Source organism: Dankookia rubra, assembly GCF_004355005.1.
Taxonomy (GTDB): Bacteria; Pseudomonadota; Alphaproteobacteria; order Acetobacterales; family Acetobacteraceae; genus Paracraurococcus; species Paracraurococcus ruber_A.
This window is the reverse complement of sequence record NZ_SMSJ01000021.1, coordinates 32,037-49,833: the sequence shown is the minus strand read 5'-3', so window position 1 is coordinate 49,833 and position 17,797 is coordinate 32,037. Positions and strand designations below refer to the sequence as shown.

Sequence of the window (17,797 nt, the reverse complement as noted above, 5' to 3'; positions counted from 1 at the left end):
CGGGATGACCGACCGCTTCCGCAACGCCCCCGCGATCCGCGCCCCCCGGGGCCTCGAGAAATCCGCCCGGCACTGGACGACGGAAGCGCCGCTCCGGATGCTGATGAACAACCTCGACGACCAGGTGGCGGAGAAGCCGGGCGAGCTTGTGGTCTATGGCGGCATCGGTCGCGCCGCGCGCGACTGGGCGAGCTACGAGGCGATCGTCGCCACGCTCCGCCGCCTGGAGGAGACCCAGACCCTGCTGGTGCAGTCCGGCAAGCCGGTCGGCGTCTTCGAGACGCACAAGGACGCGCCCCGCGTGCTGATCGCCAACAGCAACCTTGTCCCGCGCTGGGCGAGCTGGGAGCATTTCTCCGAGCTCGATCGGAAGGGCCTGATGATGTACGGCCAGATGACCGCGGGGTCCTGGATCTATATCGGCAGCCAGGGCATCGTGCAGGGCACCTACGAGACCTTCGCCGAATGCGGCCGCCAGCATTTCGGCGGCGACCTGCGGGGGCGCTGGATCCTGACCGGCGGGCTCGGCGGCATGGGCGGGGCGCAGCCGCTGGCCGGCGTCTTCGCCGGGGCCTCGGTGCTGGCGGTGGAATGCCAGCCATCGTCGATCGAGAAGCGGCTGGAGACGCGCTACCTCGACCATCGGGCCGACGACCTCGACGCCGCGCTGGCGATGATCCGCAAGGCCTGCGCCGAGGGCCGCGCCATCAGCGTCGGCCTGCTCGGCAATGCGGCGGAGGTTTTCCCGGACCTGGTCCGCCGCGGCGTGATCCCCGACATCGTCACCGACCAGACCAGCGCGCATGACCCGGCCAACGGCTACCTGCCGGCCGGCTGGACCCTCGCGGAATGGGCGGCGAAGCGGGAGAGCGACCCGGCCGCGGTCGCCGCGGCGGCGAAGCGCAGCATGGTGGCCCATGTCCAGGCGATGCTGGACTTCCAGGACCGCGGCGCAAAGGTGCTCGACTACGGCAACAACATCCGGCAGATGGCGAAGGAGGAGGGCCTCGCCAATGCCTTCGGCTTTCCCGGCTTCGTGCCCGCCTATATCCGCCCGCTCTTCTGCCGCGGCGTCGGCCCCTTCCGCTGGGCGGCGCTGTCGGGCGACCCGGAGGACATCTACAGGACGGATGCGAAGGTGCGGGAGCTGATCCCGGACGATGCCCACCTGCACCGCTGGCTCGACATGGCCCGCGCGCGGATCAGCTTCCAAGGGCTGCCGGCGCGGATCTGCTGGGTCGGGCTCGGCCAGCGCGACTGGCTCGGCCTCGCCTTCAACGAGATGGTGGCGCGGGGCGAGATCGGCCCCATCGTCATCGGCCGCGACCACCTCGACAGCGGCAGCGTCGCCTCGCCCAACCGGGAGACCGAGGCGATGCGGGACGGGTCGGATGCCGTTTCCGACTGGCCGCTGCTGAACGCGCTGCTGAACACCGCCTCGGGCGCCACCTGGGTCTCGCTGCACCATGGCGGCGGGGTCGGGATGGGGTTCAGCCAGCATGCCGGCATGGTCATCGTCTGCGACGGCACCGAGGACGCGGCGCGGCGCCTCAAGCGCGTGCTGTGGAACGACCCGGCGACCGGCGTGATGCGCCATGCCGATGCCGGCTACGACATCGCCATCGACTGCGCGCGGGAGCATGGGCTCGACCTGCCCATGTTGTTCAAGTGATCGCCCCCGGCAGCGCCGGCCTTTCCGCGCTGCGCGCCGTCATGGAGGGCGCGCCGCTGGCGCTGCCCGAGGACTGGCGCCTGCCGGTCGAGGCCTCGGCCGGGGCGCTCCACGCCCGCATGGCGCAGGGCGAGGCGCTCTACGGCGTCAATACCGGCTTCGGGAAACTCGCCAGCACCCGCATCCCGGATGCCCAACTGGCGCAGCTCCAGCTCAACCTCGTCCGCAGCCATGCCGCCGGCACCGGGCCGCTGCTGCCGGCGCCGGTCGTTCGGCTGGTCCTGGCGCTGAAGGCGCTGTCGCTGGCCCGGGGCGCCTCCGGTGTCCGCCCGGTGGTGGTGGAGGCATTGCTGGCGCTGCTCGAGGCCGGGGTCACGCCGGCCATCCCGGCGCGCGGCTCGGTCGGCGCTTCGGGCGACCTAGCGCCGCTGGCGCATCTCTCGCTGGTGCTGATCGGGGAGGGCGAGGCCTTCGTGGAAGGCACCGTCATGCCCGGCGCCGCGGCGCTGGAGCGCGCCGGCATCGCCCCGCTGGTCCTTGGTCCGAAGGAGGGGCTGGCGCTGCTGAACGGCACCCAGGTCAGCACCGCGCTCGCGCTCGCCGCCTTGTTTGCCGCTGAGGACCTGCTGCGCACCGCCCTGGTCGCCGGCGCGATGAGCACCGATGCGGCGCGCGGCAGCGACACACCCTTCGATGCCCGCATCCATGCCCTGCGCGGCCAGCCCGGCCAGATCCGCGCCGCCGCGGCGCTGCGCGGGCTGCTGGCCGGCAGCGCCATCCGCGACAGCCACCGCATCGGCGACCCGCGGGTGCAGGATCCCTATTCCCTGCGCTGCCAGCCGCAGGTGGCCGGCGCCTGCCTCGACCTGATGGCGCATGCCGCCCAGGTGCTGCAACGCGAGGCCAATGCCGTCACCGACAACCCGCTGGTGATCGACGGCGACATCCTTTCCGGCGGCAACTTCCACGCCGAGCCGGTCGCCTTCGCCGCCGATGCGCTGGCCCTGGCGCTGGCCGAGCTGGGCTCGATCGCCGAGCGCCGCATCGCCCTGCTGACCGATCCGGCGCTCTCCGGCCTGCCGGCCTTCCTGGTGCGGGAGGGCGGGCTGAATTCCGGCTTCATGCTGGCCCAGGTCACGGCCGCCGCCCTGGTCGCCGAGAACCGTGCGCTCGCCACGCCGCGCAGCACCGACAGCCTGCCGACCAGCGCCAACCAGGAGGACCATGTCAGCATGGCGACCGGCGCCGCGCTGCGGCTGCACGACATGGCGGACAACCTCGCCGGCATCCTCTCGATCGAGCTGCTGGCCGCGGCGCAGGGCCTCGAGTTCCACCGTCCCCTGCAATCCTCGGCGCCGGTCGAACGCGCGCATGGGATGGTGCGCGAGGTCGCCGGTCCCTGGGAGACCGACCGCGTCATGGCGCCCGACATCGCCGCGGTGAAGGCGCTGGTCGAGCACGGGCGCTTCGCCGGCCTGGTGGATTTCGGCTGATGTTCGATCGCGTCTGGCTGAACGCCAACCTCGCCAGCATGGAGGGCGACGCCCTCGGGATCGTCGAGGACGGTGCCGTCGCCGTGACCGCCGGCCGCATCGCCTGGGTCGGCCCGCGCGGCGCGGTGCCCGGGCCGGCGCGGGAGACGGTGGACTGCGGCGGTGCCTGGATCCTGCCGGGCCTGATCGACTGCCACACCCACCTCGTCTTCGGCGGCGACCGGGCAGACGAGTTCGAGCGGCGCCTGGCCGGGGAGGACTATGCCGCGATCCTCAAGGCCGGCGGCGGCATCCTCTCGACCGTCCGGGCGACGCGCGCCGCCAGCGAGGACGCGCTGCTCGCCGCCGCCTTGCCGCGCGCCAGGACGCTGATGGCGGAGGGGGTCACGACGCTCGAGGTGAAGTCGGGCTACGGGCTCGACACCGCGACCGAGCTGCGCCAGCTCCGCGCAGCCCGCCGCCTCGGCGCCGAGCTGCCGCTCTCGGTCGTCACCACGCTGCTCGCCGCGCATGCCGTGCCGCCGGAATACGCCGGCCGCCGCGCCGACTATGCCCGGCTGGTCGCCGAGGAGACGGTGCCGGCCGCGGCCGCCGCCGGCCTCGCCGATGCGGTCGACGTCTTCCACGACCCGCTGGCCTTCGACGATGCCGAGGCCGGCCGGGTGCTGGATGCCGCCCGCCGGCACGCGATCCCCGCGAAGCTGCACGGCGACCAGCATGCCGATGCCGGCAGCGCCGCGCTCGGCGCGCGGCACGGCGTGCTCTCGGTCGACCACCTCGAGCGCGCCGATGCGGCGGGGCTGGCGGCCATGGCCGCGGCCGGCTGCGTCGCCGTGCTGCTGCCCGGCGCCTGCTACTTCCTGCGCGAGACGGCGCGGCCCGACATCGCCGCGATGCGCACGGCCGGCCTCCGGATGGCGGTCGCCACCGACTTCAACCCGGGCTCCTCGCCCGCGCTGTCGCTGCTGCTGATGCTGAACATGGGCTGCACCCTGTTCCGCCTGACCGTGGCGGAGGCGCTGCGCGGCGTCACGGTGAACGCCGCGGCCGCCCTGGGGCTCGCGGACCGCGGCCGGCTCGCGCCCGGCCTTCGCTGCGACCTCGCGCTCTACCGGATCGCCCGGCCGGCCGAGCTCTGCTACTGGCTCGGCGGCAATCCCTGCATCGGCCGCGTGGTTGAAGGACGTTGATGAGCAACCTGAGCCCGGCCGAGATCCAGGCCATCATGCGGCGCGGCGTGCCGCTCGCCGCGGAGTGGGAGATCGAGGTGCTGGCGGCCGAGGCCGGCACCGCGCTGGTCCGCCTGCCGGCCAAGCCCCTGCTGCTGCGCCCCGGCAACACGGTGTCCGGTCCCGCCCTGATGGGCCTGGCCGACGTGGCGATGTGGGCGGCGCTGCTCTCGACGACCGAGGGGCGGGACGACAGCGTCACCAGCACCATGACGGTCAACTTCCTCCGCCCCGCCGGCAGCGGCCCGGTGCTGGCCGAGGCGCGCCTGGTCAAGCAGGGCCGCCGGCAGGTCTTCGGCGAGATCCTGATCCGCGCCGAGGGCTCGGCGGAACTGGCGACCCATGTCACCACGACCTGGACGGTCATCGCCCCGGCACGCTGACGCGCGGCAGCGGGAACGGCAGCGGCGGCGGCGCGTTGGCGGCACCCAATGCCGGAACCGCAACCATGCGCCGCGCCGCCCTCGCCTTCGCCCTTACGCTGCTCGCCTGCGGCGCGGAGGCCGCCGTCTTCGACGAGTTCCAGGTCTTCGACGGCCGGATCACCGAGCCGGGCAGCGTCGACCTGAACCTGCATCTCAATGCCGGGCGGCGGGGGATCCTCGACGGGCAGGGGGCGCCGCGCAACGGCGGGCTGCTGACCGCCGAGATCGGCTACGCGACCGCGCCCTGGCACGAGGTCGCCGTCTACCTCCCGGTCGCCCGGGAATTCTCTGGCGACACCTTCGGCGGCGGCTTCAAGCTGCGGAACAGCTTCGTCACCCCCGGCGCCGCCGACCGGCCGCTGGCCGCCGGGCTCGACGTGGAGATACGGCACCAGTCCTACCGCTTCTCCTCGACCGACTGGGCGCTGACCCTGCGGCCGATCCTGGATTTCCGTTCCGGCCCCTGGCAGCTCATCCTCAACCCCGCGGTGGAATTCCCGCTCGGGCGGGACGGGCCGATCTTCGCCCCGGCAATGCGCGGGGTGCGGCGGGTGGCGGAAACCGTCTGGCTGGGGCTGGAGCACTACATGGATTTCGACCGGATCGACCGGCCGGCCAAGCCGTCCGGCCAGGCGCACCAGCTTTTCGTCACCACCGACTTCAAGGTCGGCGAGAAGCTCGGCCTGCACTTCGGGCTTGGCCATGGGCTGACCCATGCCAGCGATCGCTGGGCGGGGAAATTCATCCTTTCCGTCGATTTCTGACGCGGCGACTCCGCGCGCAGCGGCAGGCGGACGCCGCCGTTGCCTCAAAATGCAGACGAGAGACGGGCTTCGGAACGCGCGTGAGGTCCGAATCCCACGAGCTCACGCTTTCTTGAGATCACCTTACGCGGCCTAAAGCCTTGCAAAAGCGGTCTTTGTGCGGCGAAACGCCGGATCTGTAACGGCGAGACACTTGCAGTAACTAAGTTTCTCGGGATTTCTGGCCCGCATGGCCCAGGCAAAACCGATCCCCGACCTGGCCGCGCGTCGCGGCTATCACCACGGCAACCTGCGGGAGGCCCTGCTCGAAGGCGCCAAGCAACTGGTCGGGGAACGTGGGCCGCAGGCCTTCACCTTGACCGAAGCGGCCCGCCGCGCCGGGGTCTCGCCCAGCGCACCCTACCGGCATTTCAAGGACCGCGAGGAGGTGCTCGCGGAGCTCTGCCGGCGCGGCTTCACGCTGTTCAGCCAGCGGCTGCAGGCCGCCGCCGGGGGCACCAGCGACGCGGCCGAGGCGCTGCGGCGCATGGGGCCGGCCTACCTGGCCTTCGCCCGGGAGGAGCCGGGCTACTACGCCGCCATGTTCAGCGTGCAGTCCGAGGAGACGGCCGGCGAAGCGGAGAAGGGCAGCCCCTTCGAGGCGCTGACCGGCACGATCGGCGCCCTTTTGCCGGGCGGCGAGGGGCTCGCCGGACGCACCCCGCGGCTCGTGGCCATGCAGGTCTGGGCGCTCTCGCATGGGGTGGCGATGCTGGAGCGGGCCGGGATGCCGGCGCCCGAGAGCGGCGCCCCGGCGGCGGAGGCAGTGCTGGAGAAGGGGGTGAAGGCGCTGCTGGGCCGCATGTGAATTGCATTGACTCGCGGTCTCCCCGGGCGCTAAGTAAATGGTATTCACTTTTCCATGGAGGAGCCCATGTCCGCCTGCGTCCCGTCCTTTCCCCCGCAGGCCGTCTCGATCCTGGCACGTCGCGTCGGCGAGCTTGGCGCGCGCCTCCATCCGGCGGTGCCGGTGCTCGCCATGGTGGCCGGCTTCGCCACCTGGTGGCCGCTCGGCCTGGCGGTGCTGGCGCTCTGGAAGGGCGGCCGCCTCGCCGGGTCGCGGGGCGGCTTCGGCATGCCGGGGCAGCCCGCCGCCGTCACCGGCAATACCGCCTTCGACGCGCACCGCGCGGCGGTGCTGCAGCGGCTGGCGGTGGAGCGGCGGGCGCTCGACGACCAGCAGCGCGAGTTCGGTGCATTCCTCGATCAACTGAAGCGCGCCCGGGACCGAGAGGAATTCGACCGCTTCATGCAGGGCCGCGGGCCTGCCGGGACCTAGTCCAGGCTGGCGCCGGAGCGCCGGACAATGGCCGCCCAGCGGGCGATATCCGCCTCGTGCACCCGGCGGAAGGCCTCGGGCGAGGCATCGGCCGGCGGGGTGATGCCCTGGCTTTGCACCAGCCAAGCCCGGAAGTCCGGGGTGGCGAGGATCCTGGCCACCTCCGCCTGCATCCGCTGCTGGATCGCCTGCGGCAAGTGGGGCGGGCCGAACAACCCGTACCAGGTGCTGCTCTCGAAGCCCGGCAGGGCGCAGGCCTCGGCCACTGTCGGTACCCCGGGCAGGGCGGCGACCGGACGCGGCACGGTCACGCCGAGCGCCAGCGCCTGGCCCTGCGTCACCGGCCCGATGGAGAGCCCGACCTGGTTGAAGAACAGGTCGACGTCGCCGCCGAGCAGCGCCTGGATCGCGCCGGGCTGGCCCCGATAGGGCACGTGCACCAGGTCGATCCCCGCCGCGGCGGCGAATTGCGCCGCGGCCAGGTGGGTGGAGGCGCCGTTGCCGGTCGAGGCATAGTTCAGCGCTCCCGGCCGCGCCTTCGCCGCCGCGACCAGGTCGGCGCAGGTGCGGTATTGCGGCCGCTTCTCCGGGTTCACCAGCAGCACGTTCGGCACGTCGCCGAGCAGGGTGACATGCGTCACGTCGCGCAGCGGGTCGAAGGGCAGCGCCTTGTAGAGCGTGGCGTTGATCGCATGGGTCCCCGCCGTGCCGATCAGGAACAGGTACCCGTCCGGCCGCGCCTTCGCCACCGCCTCGGAGGCGATGTTGCCGCCGGCACCGCTGCGGTTGTCGACGACCACCGGCTGCCCGAGGGCGCGGCCGAGCGGCTCGGCCAGCTTGCGGGCATAGATGTCGGTGCCGGCGCCATTGGGGAAGCCGCCGAGCAGGGTGATGGGGCGGCTGGGCCAGGCCTCCTGCGCCGTGGCCGGCGGCAGGGGGGCCAGCATCAACCCGATCAGCATCGTCGCGCGGCGGAGCATGCGGCCCGTCCTTCCCGTTCCGCCGGCCAATCTAGCGGGCTAAGCTGGCGGCATGAACCTGCAAGACTCCCCCGCGCCGCGCATCGCCCGCGGCGGCAAGGCCATCTATGGCGCGCCCTTGGGCATCCTTATGCTGGAAGCCCGTTTCCCGCGCATTCCCGGCGACATGGGCAATGCCGGCACCTGGCCCTTCCCGGTGCTCTACCGCGTCGTGCGCGGTGCCAGCCCCGAGCGCGTGGTGCTGCAGGGCGCGCGCGGCCTGCTGCCCGACTTCGTCGCCGCGGCGCAGGACCTGGTCGCCCAGGGCGCCGAGGCCATCACCACCAATTGCGGCTTCCTTTCGCTGTTCCAGCGGGAGATCGCCGCCGCGGTCGGCGTGCCGGTGGCGACCTCCTCCCTGATGCAGGTGCCCTGGGTACAGGCGACGCTGCCGCCGGGCAGGCGGGTCGGCGTGCTGACGGTCAGCCAGGGCTCGCTCACCCCCGCGCATCTCGAGGCCGCCGGCGTGCCGCTCGACACGCCCATCAAGGGCACCGAGGGCGGGCGGGAGTTCTTCCGCGTGCTGATCAGGGCCGAGGCGGTCGACATGGACGTGGCGCTGGCCGAGCAGGACATCCTGGAGGCCGGACAGGCGCTGGTCGCGGCGCATCCCGGGATCGGCGCCGTCGTGCTGGAATGCACCAACATGCCGCCCTACGCGGCGGCGCTGCAGGCCGCGCTCGGCCTGCCGGTCTTCGACATCTATTCCCTCATCACCTGGTTCCACGCGGGGCTGCGGCCGCGCCGTTTCGCGGGGTGAGGCGCGGGTCCGGCGCCGGCGTGCCGCCGGGCCAGGACGAGGCGGCCTGGGGAGATGACCCCTGAGCGGCGGAGCCGTCGGCCGAGGGCGCCGGATTCTGCTGAAGGAACGGCATCACCGAGATCGGCGGCGATTCGCCCGGCGGCGGGCCGGCCGGGGTGACGCCGCAAGCCGGGCGCAGCACGCCGCAATCCCAGCGATGGCCGGGCGGACGGCCCGTCAGCGTGCCGCCCGGTGCCCAGCGGCATGCGCAGAGCTTCTCGCCGAAGCAGGCCACCATCCCTTCGCGGCCGGGGCCGCAGCTGGGCAGGTCCTGCGCCAGGGCGGGCACGCAGGCCAGGACGGCGGGCAACAGGACCGGAAGCAGGCGCATGGCCGCAGCCTGTGCCCGCCGGGGTGAAGGAAGCCCTACCGCTCCAGCAGCACCTCGACCCGGCGGTTCCGCTGCCGGCCTTCGGGGTCATCGCGTCCGTTCACGCTGTTCGGCGCGACCGGCTCCCGCTCGCCCCTGCCTTCGACGCCGAGCGGGGGAAGGCCGCCGCCGCCATTGCCGGCGATCCACTCCCGCACCGCCTCCGCCCGGCGCAGAGAAAGCTGGTCGTTGTAGGCATCCGCGCCGACCGAATCGGTATGGCCGACCACCAGCGCGGCGCGCGGCCTGCGCTGCTGCAGGATCTCGACCACCCGGCCCAGTGCCTCGGCCGCCTCGGGCTTGAGCTCGGCCTTGTCGAAGTCGAAGAGGACGTCGTTCTGCACCGTCAGGGTGGTGCCCTTCGGGGTCTCCCGCTCGACCACCACATCGGCGCCCTGCACCTGCACGGCGCCGCCGCGCGGCACCTCGACGGTGCGGCCATCGGGGGTGGTGACGAGGGCGCCCTTCGGCTCGGGGGGCGGCCGGTCGATCGTCACCTGGCCGGTCGCCCGGTCCTGGGCGGCGGCGGCCAAGGGGAGTAACAGCGCGACAACAAAGGCTTGCATGGCATGACGGGGCATGCGGCGACCTCCAGGGTGCATTCTGCCGCCGCAACGCAGCCCTTCGTCCCGGGGTGCGACCGTTCCGCAAGCTGTGACCCAGATCAATTCCGGGCTTTTGACGTTCGGTTATATGCCGCAATGCAGCATCATACCCGCAAGACGAGACAGCCCATGGATTCCCTCCCGATGCAGTCCACCCTCCAGGCCACCCCCCGCGCCAAGGTGAAGGTCACCGCCATCCCCGGCGACGGCATCGGACCGGAGGTGATGCGCGCCACCCAGACGGTGCTGGCCGCCGCCGGCGCCCTGGTGGAGTGGGAGGAGGCGCTGGCCGGGGCGGAGGCCTTCAAGCGCGGCATCGCCGCCGGCGCCACGAAGGAGACGCTCGACAGCATCGCCCGCAACGGCGTGGCGCTGAAGGGCCCGCTCGAGACCCCGGTCGGCTTCGGCGACAAGTCGGCCAACGTGACGCTGCGCAAGACCTTCGAGATGTACGGCAACATCCGGCCGGTGCGGGAATTGCCGGGCATCCGCACGCCCTTCTCCGGCCGGGGCATCGACTTCGTCGTGGTGCGCGAAAACGTCGAGGACGTCTATGCGGGCATCGAGCACATGCAGACGCCGGGCGTCGCGCAATGCCTGAAGATCATCACCGAGGTCGGCTGCGAGCGCATCGTCCGCCTCGCCGCCGCGGTGGCCGAGGCCGAGGGGCGGAAGAAGGTCACCGTCGCCACCAAGGCCAACATCATGAAGCTGACGGAAGGGATGCTGAAGCGCAGCGCCGAGCAGGTGATGCCCGACTATCCCGGCCTGCAGCACGAGCACATGATCGTCGACAATTGCGCCCACCAGATGGTCATCCGGCCCGAGCAGTTCGACGTCACCGTCATGACCAACATGAACGGCGACATCCTGTCCGACCTGGCGGCCGGCCTGGTCGGGGGATTGGGCGTCGCGCCCTCGGCCAATCTCGGCGACGAGGCGGCGATGTTCGAGGCGGTGCACGGCTCCGCCCCGCAGATCGCCGGCAAGGGCGTCGCCAACCCGACCGCGCTGCTGCTCTCGTCCCTGATGATGCTGCGCCACATCGGCGACTTCGCCACGGCGCGGCGGATCGAGCATGCGCTCTACGTGACGCTGGAGGAGGGCCGCGACCTCACCGGCGACATCGCCCGGGACGGGGAAGGGGCGCGGACCGCCGCCTTCGTCGACCGCATCATCGCCAACCTCGACCGCGAGAGCCTGAACGTGCCGGACCGCGAGTACCGGCCGATCGCCATGAAGCGCTGGCCGCAGATCACCTGGTACCGCGCGGCCTCGACGCGCGAGCTGGTCGGCGTCGACGTCTTCGTCGAGAGCGAGCGCGACCCGCGCGCCATCAGCATCACGCTGCAGGCCGCCGCCGAGAACAGCGCCTTCGACCTGACCATGATCTCCTCGCGCGGGGCGCAGGTCTGGCCGGAGGTCGCCGGCCACACCTTCCTGGTCGACCATTTCCGCGCCCGCTTCATGTTCAAGGAGGCGCCGAAGGGCAACGGCGTCGCCGAGATCACCGACCTGCTGCAGCGGATCGGCCGGCAGCACAACTGGATGCACCTCGAGAAGCTGCAGCGCTACGACGGCGCGGATGCCTACAGCAAGGCGTAGCGGGCGCCCTCAGCGCAGCGGCATGCGGTAGGCGATGCCGCCGCGCGGCCGGCCCTTGAGGCCGCGCCTTTCGTAGAAGCGCTGCGCACCGGCATTGTCGGCGCGCGCGGCGACGCCCAGCGCGGCGCAGCCCCAGGCGCGGCCCTGCTCCGCCGCCGCCGCGAGCAGCGCCGTGCCGATGCCCTGGCCGCGCGCCCCGGCGGCCACATGCAGGTGCTCGAGCGTGACCACCGGCTCCGCGGCATCGACCTGCAGGCCCTTCAGCAGCACCGCATAGCCCACCAGCCGCCCGTCCGCCGCCGCGGCGACCAATGCCGCCAGCCAGGCGGCGGCACCCGGCGCGAAGAACTGCCGGCCGAGCGCCTCGGCGCTCGCCTCGGCCACCTCGCCATGGTGCGCGGCGAGCGCCGCGACCATGCCGGCCAGCGCCGGCAGGTCGGCAGTCGCCGCGGCGCGGATGCGGACGGTCAGGCGCGCACCAGCGGGCAGCCACCCTCGGCCAGCGGCCGGAAGGCCTGGTCGGCCGGCACCGTGCCGGCCAGGGTATAGACGTCGCCGGCATACTTGTTCTCGCCCGGCTTCTTCACCTGCAGCAGGTAGCTCGGGTGGATCTTCCGCCCGTCCTCGCGGATCAGGCCGCGGCCGAAGGCGTCGTCGTCGGTCGGCATGCGCTTCATCAGCGCCACCACCTCCCGCCCGCTCGCCTTGGCCCGCGCCACGCCCATCTCCTTCACCGCCTTCAGGTAGTGCGTCACCCCGGCATAGTTGCCGGCATGCACGTAGTTCGGGAAGACGCCGGCCGGGAGCTTGGTCTGGACCCGCTTGGTGAAGCCGCGGGTGCGGTCGTCGAGGTCCCACCAGAAGGTCTCCGAGATATACATCCCCTGCATGGTCTCGAGCCCGGCGGCGAGGACGCCGGTGATGGAGCCGATGATGGCGGCGTATTTCATCCCCGACCTGCCGAGGCCGAATTCCTGCGCCTGCTTCACGCAGTTCACCAGGTCGTCGCCCGCCATCGCCAGGCCCAGCACCTTCGCCCGGCTGGCCTGCGCCTGCAGCAGGAAGGCGGAGAAGTCGGTGGTCTGCGGGAAGGGGTAGCGCGAGGCGCCGAGTACCTTGCCCCCGGCGGCCTCGACGAAGCGCGTGGTGTCGCGCTCGATCGCATGGCCGAAGGCGTAGTCGGCGGTGATGAAGTACCAGGTGGCGTTGCCCGCCTTGGTCAGCGCCGTGCCGGAGGTGTTGGACAGGCACCAGGTGTCGTAGGACCAGTGGATCGTGTTCGGCGTGCAGGACTTCGCGGTCAGTTCCGAGCTGCCGGCCGAGGCATTGAGGTGGATCCGGTCGCGCTCGACGCAGACCGGGTTGATGCCGAGCGCGATGGCGCTGTTGCCGACATCCGTCACGACATCCACGCCGCGCTGGTCGAACCATTGGCGGACGGTGTTGATGCCGATATCCGGCTTGTTCTGGTGGTCGGCGGTGATGATCTCGATCTTAACGCCGGGGTTCTGCGCCGAGAATTCCTCGACCGCTTGGCGCACGCAGGCGACCGAGGTCGGGCCGGTCACGTCGCGGTAGGGGCCGGAGAGATCCGTCAGCACGCCGATGCGGATGGTGTCGGCCGGCTGGGCTCCCGATGGACCGAAGGTCAGCGTGGCGGCGGTCGCACCGAGCGCGGCGCGGCGGGTCAGCAGCATGGACGGAGACTCCCCTTCGGCCGCACGCATCGGCGGCCTGGAGGGCAGCCTATCCAGCCCGCTGGGTCCGGGGAAGGCTTGGCCGCCCCGGACCCGGCTTGCCCCGCCGCCCTATTCCGCGGCCTGGGCGGCTGCCTCCCGCACCGCTGCCTTCGGGTCGAAGAGCGAAAGGTCGATCGCCGCCGCCATCGCGGCATAGCCCGCGTCGCTGGGGTGCAGGTGGTCGCCGCTGTCGTACGCCGCCAGCAGCATGGCCGGGTTCTGCGGGTCGCGCACCGCCTTGTCGAAGTCGATCACCCCGTCGAAGCCGCCGCCGCGGATGAAGGCGTTGACCGCCTGGCGCTTCGCCTCCCCGGCCTCGCTGTAGTAGCCGGCGCCCTGGAAGGGCGTCAGCGTGCAGCCGTAGATCGTCAGCCCCTGGTCATGCGCGCGGGCGATCAGCTGCCGGTAGCCGGCGATGATCTGCTCGGCGGTCACCGCCTCCGCCGGGGCGAGGGCGACGGAGAAGCCGATGTCGTTGATCCCCTCCAGCACCGTCACGAAGCGGGCGCCGGCCTGCACCAGCACGTCGCGGTCGAAGCGGGCCAGGGCATTCGGGCCGATCGCGTCGTGCAGCACGCGGTTGCCGCTGATCCCGGCATTGGAGACGGCGACGCGGTTGCCGTACTGCGCGCGCAGCCGTCGCGCCAACTGGTCCGGCCAGCGGGCATTGGCATCGACGGTCGAGTTGTACCCGTCGGTGATGGAGTCGCCGAGCGTGACCACCGCGTAGGATTGCGGCGTGCCGAGCACCTCGACATTGCTCAGGAAGGGGCGGGTCAGGATGGTCGCCGCATCCGGCGGGAAGCTCTCCGCCCCGGTGGCATCGCCGGCGGTGACGTAGGAGGTCTGGACGCCGAGCGTGTGCTGCGTCGCCGGCCCGGTGTCCTGCGGGACGTAGAGGCTGACCGCGAGGTCGGACAGGGCCGGCACCGCGAGGTCGACCGGGTCGCTGACGAGAACCGCGCCCGGCGGGATGCTGGCGCCGGGCTGGCCGGCGAAGGTGACGGGGCGGTCGGTCCCCGGCCTGATGCCGCTCCCCTCGGCGGCGCGGGCGACATGCACGGCGCCGACCACCAGGGTCTGGGCGCCGTAGCTGTTGGTCAGCCGCAGCCGCAGTTGCGGCCCGCCGAGGCTGACATGCACGATCTCGCGCAGGGTCTGGTCGGCATAGCTCGGCGGCGGCGGAACCAGGTTGGCGAGCAGCGGGTCGCCGGTCTGCGGGCTGCCCTGCCAGGTCGCCACCCAGTGCCGGCCGTCGGCATCCTGTCCGTCCCTTGCCAGGGCGGGCGCGACGACCGGCGCCATGCCCGCGAGCAGGCCGGCCGCCAGCAGCGCGCGCCGGCCGAAGCGGCGCCATGATGCATCCATTGTTGTCCTCCCATGAATTCCGTCGGTCTTATGCGAGCAATTCGTTATGGTATTGCTTCGGGAACTGAAGACGTGCTGGACCTGTACTGTTCGAGTTCAAGCATCCCGGCGGCTCATGGAGCATCCGCTGCTGCGGACTGACAATCGTCGGCAGCCTCGGGGCTCGTCACAGGGCCGCGCGCAGGATCGGGGGTGGTTCCGGTCCGCGGCCCGGGCTTTGCTTTACCTCCGCCCCACCACACCGGAAGAGGGTATCGGGGATGCATGACGGCTTCGGACGGCGCGGCCTGCTGGGCGGCGCGGGCGGCATCATCGCGGCGGCGGCACTGCCCTGGGACCTTGCCCTTGCCCAAACCGCGGGCACCCTGCGCGTCGGCATGACGGCGGCAGCGGTGCCGCTGACCAACGGCGTCCCCGACCAGGGCGCCGAGGGCCACCGCTTCATGGGCGTCACGCTCTATGACCAGCTGGTCCATTGGGACCTGTCGAAGGCCGATGCGCCGGCGGTGCTGCGGCCCGGCCTGGCGACGGCCTGGAAGGTCGACCCGACGAACCCGAAGCGCTGGACCTTCACCCTGCGCGAGGGCGTGAGGTTCCACGACGGCAAGCCGCTGACCGTGCAGGACGTCGTCTTCTCCTTCGACCGGGTGCTGAAGGCCGACGCGCCGCATTTCGACCAGCGCGCCGCCGCCTTCGGCCGGGTCCGCGTCCCGACCGTCTCGGCCTGGGAGGCGGTGGACGAGCGGACCTTCGCGCTCGAGACCCGCACCGTCGACAGCACCGTCCCCTATGGCGTGAGCTGGATCGGCATCGTCCAGCAGGCGGCCTGGGAGGCGGCGGGGCGGAACTGGGACGCCTATATGCCGAAGGCAATCGGCACCGGGCCCTGGAAGCTGGAAGCCTTCTCGATCCGCGAGCGCGCCGTGCTGGTGCGCAACCCCGACTATTGGGACGCGGCGCGCATCCCGAAATCCGAGAAGCTGGTGCTGATCCCGCTGCCCGAGCCCAATACCCGCGTCGCCGCGCTGCGCTCCAACCAGGTCGACTGGATCGAGGCGCCGCCGGCCGATGCCGTGCCCAGCCTGAAGCAGGCCGGCTACACCATCGTGACCAACCAGTACCCGCACAATTGGACCTGGCAACTGGCGACCGCGGAGGGCTCGCCCTGGCGCGACAGCCGCATCCGCCGCGGCGCCAACCTGGCGATCGACCGCGCGGCGATGAAGGGCATGCTGGGCGGGCTGATGGACGAGGGCGCCGGGCTGCTGCCGCTCGGCAGCACCTGGAACGACGTGCCGAAGTTCAGATGGGGCTACGACCCCGCCGCGGCGAAGAAGCTGCTGGCCGATGCCGGCGTCACGCCGCGCACGCCGCTGAAGACCAGGATCGGCATCTCGACCTCGGGCTCCGGGCAGATGCAGCCGATGGCGATGAACGAGGCGCTGCAGCAGATGCTGAAGGACGTCGGCATCGAGATCGAGTTCGAGGTCTTCGAGTGGAACACCCTGCTGACCATCTGGCGGGACGGCTGGAAGGCACCGTCCAACCGCGGGATCACCGGGATCAACATCAGCTTCACCGCGATCGACCCCTTCACCGCGATGATCCGCTTCCTCCGGTCGGACCTGACGCCGCCGGCGGGCAACAACTGGGGCGGCTTCTCCAGCCCGGACTACGATGCGCTGATCGCGAAGATCCTGTCCGAGTTCGACCAGACGGCGCAGGACAAGCTCGTCTCCGACCTGCACGCCAAGATCGTCGAGGACGCGCTGTTCCTCTTCGTGGCGCATGACCTGAACCCACGGGCGATGAGCCGCAAGGTCCAGGGCTTCGTCCAGGCGCGTTCCTGGTTCCAGGACCTGACGCCGGTGCGCGTCACCGGCTGAGGCGCGGCCTCAGCGGTCCGGCACCCAGACCTCGAGGGTGCCAGACCCGGGGGAGGGCTCGTAGCCGCGGAAGTCCTGGATCGCCCAGCCACGGCCGAGCCGCCCGGCAAGCCGTGCGGCGGCCGCGGCATCCTCGGCATGGAAGTAGCGCACCACCCGCTGCGAGGGCACGGCCGGCACCGCCCGCACCTCCGGCACCTCGAACCCGCCGTCCCGCAGGGTGCCCGACACCGCCGACGCCGCCTCCGCGCCGGCGGCGGAGCCGGCGCGATGGTGGACGAAGACGCGCGGCTGGCCGCCGGCGGCGGGGGCCGTGGCGGGCGTTTCCCGCGTCGGTCGTGCCGGGGGCGGCGCAGGCGCCGGGGCAGCCGGCGGCGCCGTGCCGGCGATCGGCGGCAAGGGCGCGGCCTCCCGCCGCGGAACCGCCGCCAACTCGCGCTGTGCCGACACGATGTCGCGCTGCAGGGTGGCCAGCTGCGCCTCGGCCGTCGCCCGGGCGCGGCCGAGCGCATCCAGCCGCGCCTGCTGCTCGGCCTCGGCGGTGACGCGCGACCGGATCAGGGCATCGAGCCGCGCCTGCTCCTGCTCCACCGCGCGGCGCAGCGCGGCAAGCCGGCCCTCCACGGCGCTGGCTTCGGCCGCTGTCCGGTCGGGCGGCGCTTCAGGCGGCGGCTGGGCCGGTCCGGTCGTGCGGGGAGGGGATGCGGGCCCTGCCGCGAGCGGCGGCTCGGATGGGGCGGTCGGTGGCGGCCGCAGCCCCAGGCCGACGACGATCCCACCGATCGCGCCGACCATGCACAGGATCAGCGCAAGAACCAGCGTGCGGAAGGTCCAGCGCCGCTGCGGACGCAGCAACGGCGGGGAGGGCCCCCGCTTCGATACCTCCGCCCAACGGGTAGGCCGGGCCACGCCCGGCCCCCGCGTCAATGGGTCTCGGCCGCGACCTCGGTCTCGCCGACGACCGGCATGCCGACCACCGCTGCAGCCGCCTGGCTCTGCGCCGCCAGCGCGCGCGCCATCTGGCTCAGCGCTTCCTGGTGCTTCTCATTGTCGATCATGGCGAAGTTCCGCGCGAGCTCGAGGCACATGCGCTGGCGGGGCGAGATCTCATGCTGCTCGGAATCGGCGGACAGGCCTTCGAAGAACCAGGACACCCCGACTCCGAGCACCTGGGCGATCTCGAACAGCCGGCCGGCGGAGATGCGATTCAGGCCGCGCTCGTACTTGTGAGCCTGCTGATAGGTGACGCCGATCATTCGCGCGAGTTGTTGCTGCGACAGACCCATCATGACCCGCCGTTCCCGGATCCGGGAGCCGACATGGCGGTCAGCGGCATTCGCCCGCTGTCCCGGCTTGGCACCATCCGGCCGCTTCGCTTCGGTCTGCGTGGTCGTCTGCACCATTGCCGTGCCCTTTGCCGTTGAGAATCTCACCCAACGGAATGCCGCGGCATGGCGGGCGTTCCACCTCGGCGCGTGACGAACGCGTGATGGAAGCGAGAG

18 protein-coding genes are annotated in these 17,797 nt (G+C 72.1%); 10 read left to right on the top strand and 8 right to left on the bottom strand.

Annotated features, from left to right (window positions below; translation table 11 throughout):
* Positions 1 to 4: 4 nt before the first annotated feature.
* The 7 genes from hutU to E2C06_RS16785 all read left to right on the top strand — a co-directional run bounded on the left by hutU (position 5) and on the right by E2C06_RS16785 (position 6,901).
* The gene (gene hutU / locus E2C06_RS16815) at positions 5 to 1,672 is read left to right on the top strand and encodes a urocanate hydratase (RefSeq protein WP_133289769.1); all 1,668 of its coding nucleotides are present in this window, start codon (positions 5 to 7) and stop codon (positions 1,670 to 1,672) included.
* Entirely contained in the window at positions 1,669 to 3,165 is a 1,497-nt protein-coding gene (gene hutH, locus E2C06_RS16810; protein ID WP_133289768.1) for a histidine ammonia-lyase, read from the top strand. Before hutU ends, hutH begins: the two co-directional genes overlap by 4 nt.
* Positions 3,165 to 4,355 carry an imidazolonepropionase gene (gene hutI / locus E2C06_RS16805; protein ID WP_133289767.1) on the top strand — a complete coding sequence of 397 codons (1,191 nt, stop codon included), beginning with the start codon at positions 3,165 to 3,167 and terminating at the stop codon, positions 4,353 to 4,355. The genes hutH and hutI overlap by 1 nt, the downstream gene beginning before the upstream one ends.
* Positions 4,355 to 4,777, top strand: coding sequence for a PaaI family thioesterase (locus E2C06_RS16800; protein ID WP_133289766.1), 423 nt, complete (start codon positions 4,355 to 4,357; stop codon positions 4,775 to 4,777). The genes hutI and E2C06_RS16800 overlap by 1 nt, the downstream gene beginning before the upstream one ends.
* A gap of 65 nt (positions 4,778 to 4,842) precedes the next feature.
* Positions 4,843 to 5,583, top strand: coding sequence for a hypothetical protein (locus E2C06_RS16795; RefSeq protein WP_133289765.1), 741 nt, complete (start codon positions 4,843 to 4,845; stop codon positions 5,581 to 5,583).
* 229 nt (positions 5,584 to 5,812) lie between these two features.
* Positions 5,813 to 6,430 (top strand): TetR/AcrR family transcriptional regulator, encoded by a 618-nt coding sequence (locus E2C06_RS16790; protein WP_133289764.1) that lies wholly within the window; start codon positions 5,813 to 5,815, stop codon positions 6,428 to 6,430.
* Between the two features lie 66 nt (positions 6,431 to 6,496).
* Positions 6,497 to 6,901, top strand: coding sequence for a DUF2852 domain-containing protein (locus tag E2C06_RS16785; RefSeq protein WP_206664568.1), 405 nt, complete (start codon positions 6,497 to 6,499; stop codon positions 6,899 to 6,901).
* On the opposite strand, the gene E2C06_RS16780 is transcribed toward E2C06_RS16785, so the two are convergent.
* Entirely contained in the window at positions 6,898 to 7,881 is a 984-nt protein-coding gene (locus E2C06_RS16780) for a Bug family tripartite tricarboxylate transporter substrate binding protein (protein WP_133289763.1), read from the bottom strand. The two genes, E2C06_RS16785 and E2C06_RS16780, sit on opposite strands and share 4 nt — an antisense overlap.
* Positions 7,882 to 7,933: 52 nt before the next feature.
* Here E2C06_RS16780 and E2C06_RS16775 point away from each other — a divergent pair, with 52 nt between their 5' ends.
* Complete coding sequence (locus E2C06_RS16775) at positions 7,934 to 8,680, top strand: aspartate/glutamate racemase family protein (RefSeq protein ID WP_133289762.1); 747 nt, start codon at positions 7,934 to 7,936, stop codon at positions 8,678 to 8,680.
* On the opposite strand, the gene E2C06_RS16770 is transcribed toward E2C06_RS16775, so the two are convergent.
* Both E2C06_RS16770 and E2C06_RS16765 read right to left on the bottom strand, forming a co-directional pair.
* Positions 8,634 to 9,053 (bottom strand): hypothetical protein, encoded by a 420-nt coding sequence (locus E2C06_RS16770; RefSeq protein WP_133289761.1) that lies wholly within the window; start codon positions 9,051 to 9,053, stop codon positions 8,634 to 8,636. The genes E2C06_RS16775 and E2C06_RS16770 overlap by 47 nt on opposite strands.
* 35 nt (positions 9,054 to 9,088) lie before the next feature.
* Positions 9,089 to 9,673 (bottom strand): OmpA family protein, encoded by a 585-nt coding sequence (locus tag E2C06_RS16765; protein WP_133289760.1) that lies wholly within the window; start codon positions 9,671 to 9,673, stop codon positions 9,089 to 9,091.
* 168 nt (positions 9,674 to 9,841) lie between these two features.
* Here E2C06_RS16765 and E2C06_RS16760 point away from each other — a divergent pair, with 168 nt between their 5' ends.
* Positions 9,842 to 11,302, top strand: coding sequence for an NADP-dependent isocitrate dehydrogenase (locus E2C06_RS16760; protein ID WP_133289809.1), 1,461 nt, complete (start codon positions 9,842 to 9,844; stop codon positions 11,300 to 11,302).
* A gap of 9 nt (positions 11,303 to 11,311) precedes the next feature.
* On the opposite strand, the gene E2C06_RS16755 is transcribed toward E2C06_RS16760, so the two are convergent.
* The 3 genes from E2C06_RS16755 to E2C06_RS16745 all read right to left on the bottom strand — a co-directional run bounded on the left by E2C06_RS16755 (position 11,312) and on the right by E2C06_RS16745 (position 14,409).
* Entirely contained in the window at positions 11,312 to 11,719 is a 408-nt protein-coding gene (locus tag E2C06_RS16755; protein ID WP_133289759.1) for a GNAT family N-acetyltransferase, read from the bottom strand.
* Positions 11,720 to 11,769: 50 nt separating this feature from the next.
* Positions 11,770 to 12,999, bottom strand: coding sequence for an ABC transporter substrate-binding protein (locus tag E2C06_RS16750; RefSeq protein ID WP_133289758.1), 1,230 nt, complete (start codon positions 12,997 to 12,999; stop codon positions 11,770 to 11,772).
* A gap of 111 nt (positions 13,000 to 13,110) precedes the next feature.
* Complete coding sequence (locus E2C06_RS16745) at positions 13,111 to 14,409, bottom strand: SGNH/GDSL hydrolase family protein (RefSeq protein ID WP_133289757.1); 1,299 nt, start codon at positions 14,407 to 14,409, stop codon at positions 13,111 to 13,113.
* A 260-nt stretch (positions 14,410 to 14,669) separates the two neighbouring features.
* Between E2C06_RS16745 and E2C06_RS16740 the strand changes: the two genes are divergently transcribed.
* The gene (locus E2C06_RS16740; RefSeq protein WP_206664567.1) at positions 14,670 to 16,295 is read left to right on the top strand and encodes an ABC transporter substrate-binding protein; all 1,626 of its coding nucleotides are present in this window, start codon (positions 14,670 to 14,672) and stop codon (positions 16,293 to 16,295) included.
* Between the two features lie 9 nt (positions 16,296 to 16,304).
* Here E2C06_RS16740 and E2C06_RS16735 read toward each other — a convergent pair whose 3' ends face one another.
* Complete coding sequence (locus E2C06_RS16735; RefSeq protein ID WP_133289756.1) at positions 16,305 to 17,150, bottom strand: hypothetical protein; 846 nt, start codon at positions 17,148 to 17,150, stop codon at positions 16,305 to 16,307.
* 68 nt (positions 17,151 to 17,218) lie between these two features.
* Positions 17,219 to 17,698, bottom strand: coding sequence for a helix-turn-helix domain-containing protein (locus E2C06_RS16730; RefSeq protein ID WP_133289755.1), 480 nt, complete (start codon positions 17,696 to 17,698; stop codon positions 17,219 to 17,221).
* Positions 17,699 to 17,797: the final 99 nt, after the last annotated feature.

Excerpts from the sequence above, each read along its gene's own strand:
- E2C06_RS16745 (WP_133289757.1), bottom strand. The coding sequence starts at position 14,409 with ATGGATGCATCATGGCGCCGCTTCGGCCGGCGCGCGCTGCTGGCGGCC.
- E2C06_RS16790 (WP_133289764.1), top strand. The coding sequence starts at position 5,813 with ATGGCCCAGGCAAAACCGATCCCCGACCTGGCCGCGCGTCGCGGCTAT.
- hutU (WP_133289769.1), top strand. The coding sequence starts at position 5 with ATGACCGACCGCTTCCGCAACGCCCCCGCGATCCGCGCCCCCCGGGGC.
- E2C06_RS16780 (WP_133289763.1), bottom strand. The coding sequence starts at position 7,881 with ATGCTCCGCCGCGCGACGATGCTGATCGGGTTGATGCTGGCCCCCCTG.
- E2C06_RS16750 (WP_133289758.1), bottom strand. The coding sequence starts at position 12,999 with ATGCTGCTGACCCGCCGCGCCGCGCTCGGTGCGACCGCCGCCACGCTG.
- E2C06_RS16730 (WP_133289755.1), bottom strand. The coding sequence starts at position 17,698 with ATGGTGCAGACGACCACGCAGACCGAAGCGAAGCGGCCGGATGGTGCC.
- E2C06_RS16800 (WP_133289766.1), top strand. The coding sequence starts at position 4,355 with ATGAGCAACCTGAGCCCGGCCGAGATCCAGGCCATCATGCGGCGCGGC.
- E2C06_RS16795 (WP_133289765.1), top strand. The coding sequence starts at position 4,843 with ATGCGCCGCGCCGCCCTCGCCTTCGCCCTTACGCTGCTCGCCTGCGGC.
- hutI (WP_133289767.1), top strand. The coding sequence starts at position 3,165 with ATGTTCGATCGCGTCTGGCTGAACGCCAACCTCGCCAGCATGGAGGGC.
- E2C06_RS16765 (WP_133289760.1), bottom strand. The coding sequence starts at position 9,673 with ATGCCCCGTCATGCCATGCAAGCCTTTGTTGTCGCGCTGTTACTCCCC.
- E2C06_RS16755 (WP_133289759.1), bottom strand. The coding sequence starts at position 11,719 with ATGGTCGCGGCGCTCGCCGCGCACCATGGCGAGGTGGCCGAGGCGAGC.
- E2C06_RS16740 (WP_206664567.1), top strand. The coding sequence starts at position 14,670 with ATGCATGACGGCTTCGGACGGCGCGGCCTGCTGGGCGGCGCGGGCGGC.
- E2C06_RS16760 (WP_133289809.1), top strand. The coding sequence starts at position 9,842 with ATGCAGTCCACCCTCCAGGCCACCCCCCGCGCCAAGGTGAAGGTCACC.
- E2C06_RS16785 (WP_206664568.1), top strand. The coding sequence starts at position 6,497 with ATGTCCGCCTGCGTCCCGTCCTTTCCCCCGCAGGCCGTCTCGATCCTG.
- E2C06_RS16770 (WP_133289761.1), bottom strand. The coding sequence starts at position 9,053 with ATGCGCCTGCTTCCGGTCCTGTTGCCCGCCGTCCTGGCCTGCGTGCCC.
- E2C06_RS16775 (WP_133289762.1), top strand. The coding sequence starts at position 7,934 with ATGAACCTGCAAGACTCCCCCGCGCCGCGCATCGCCCGCGGCGGCAAG.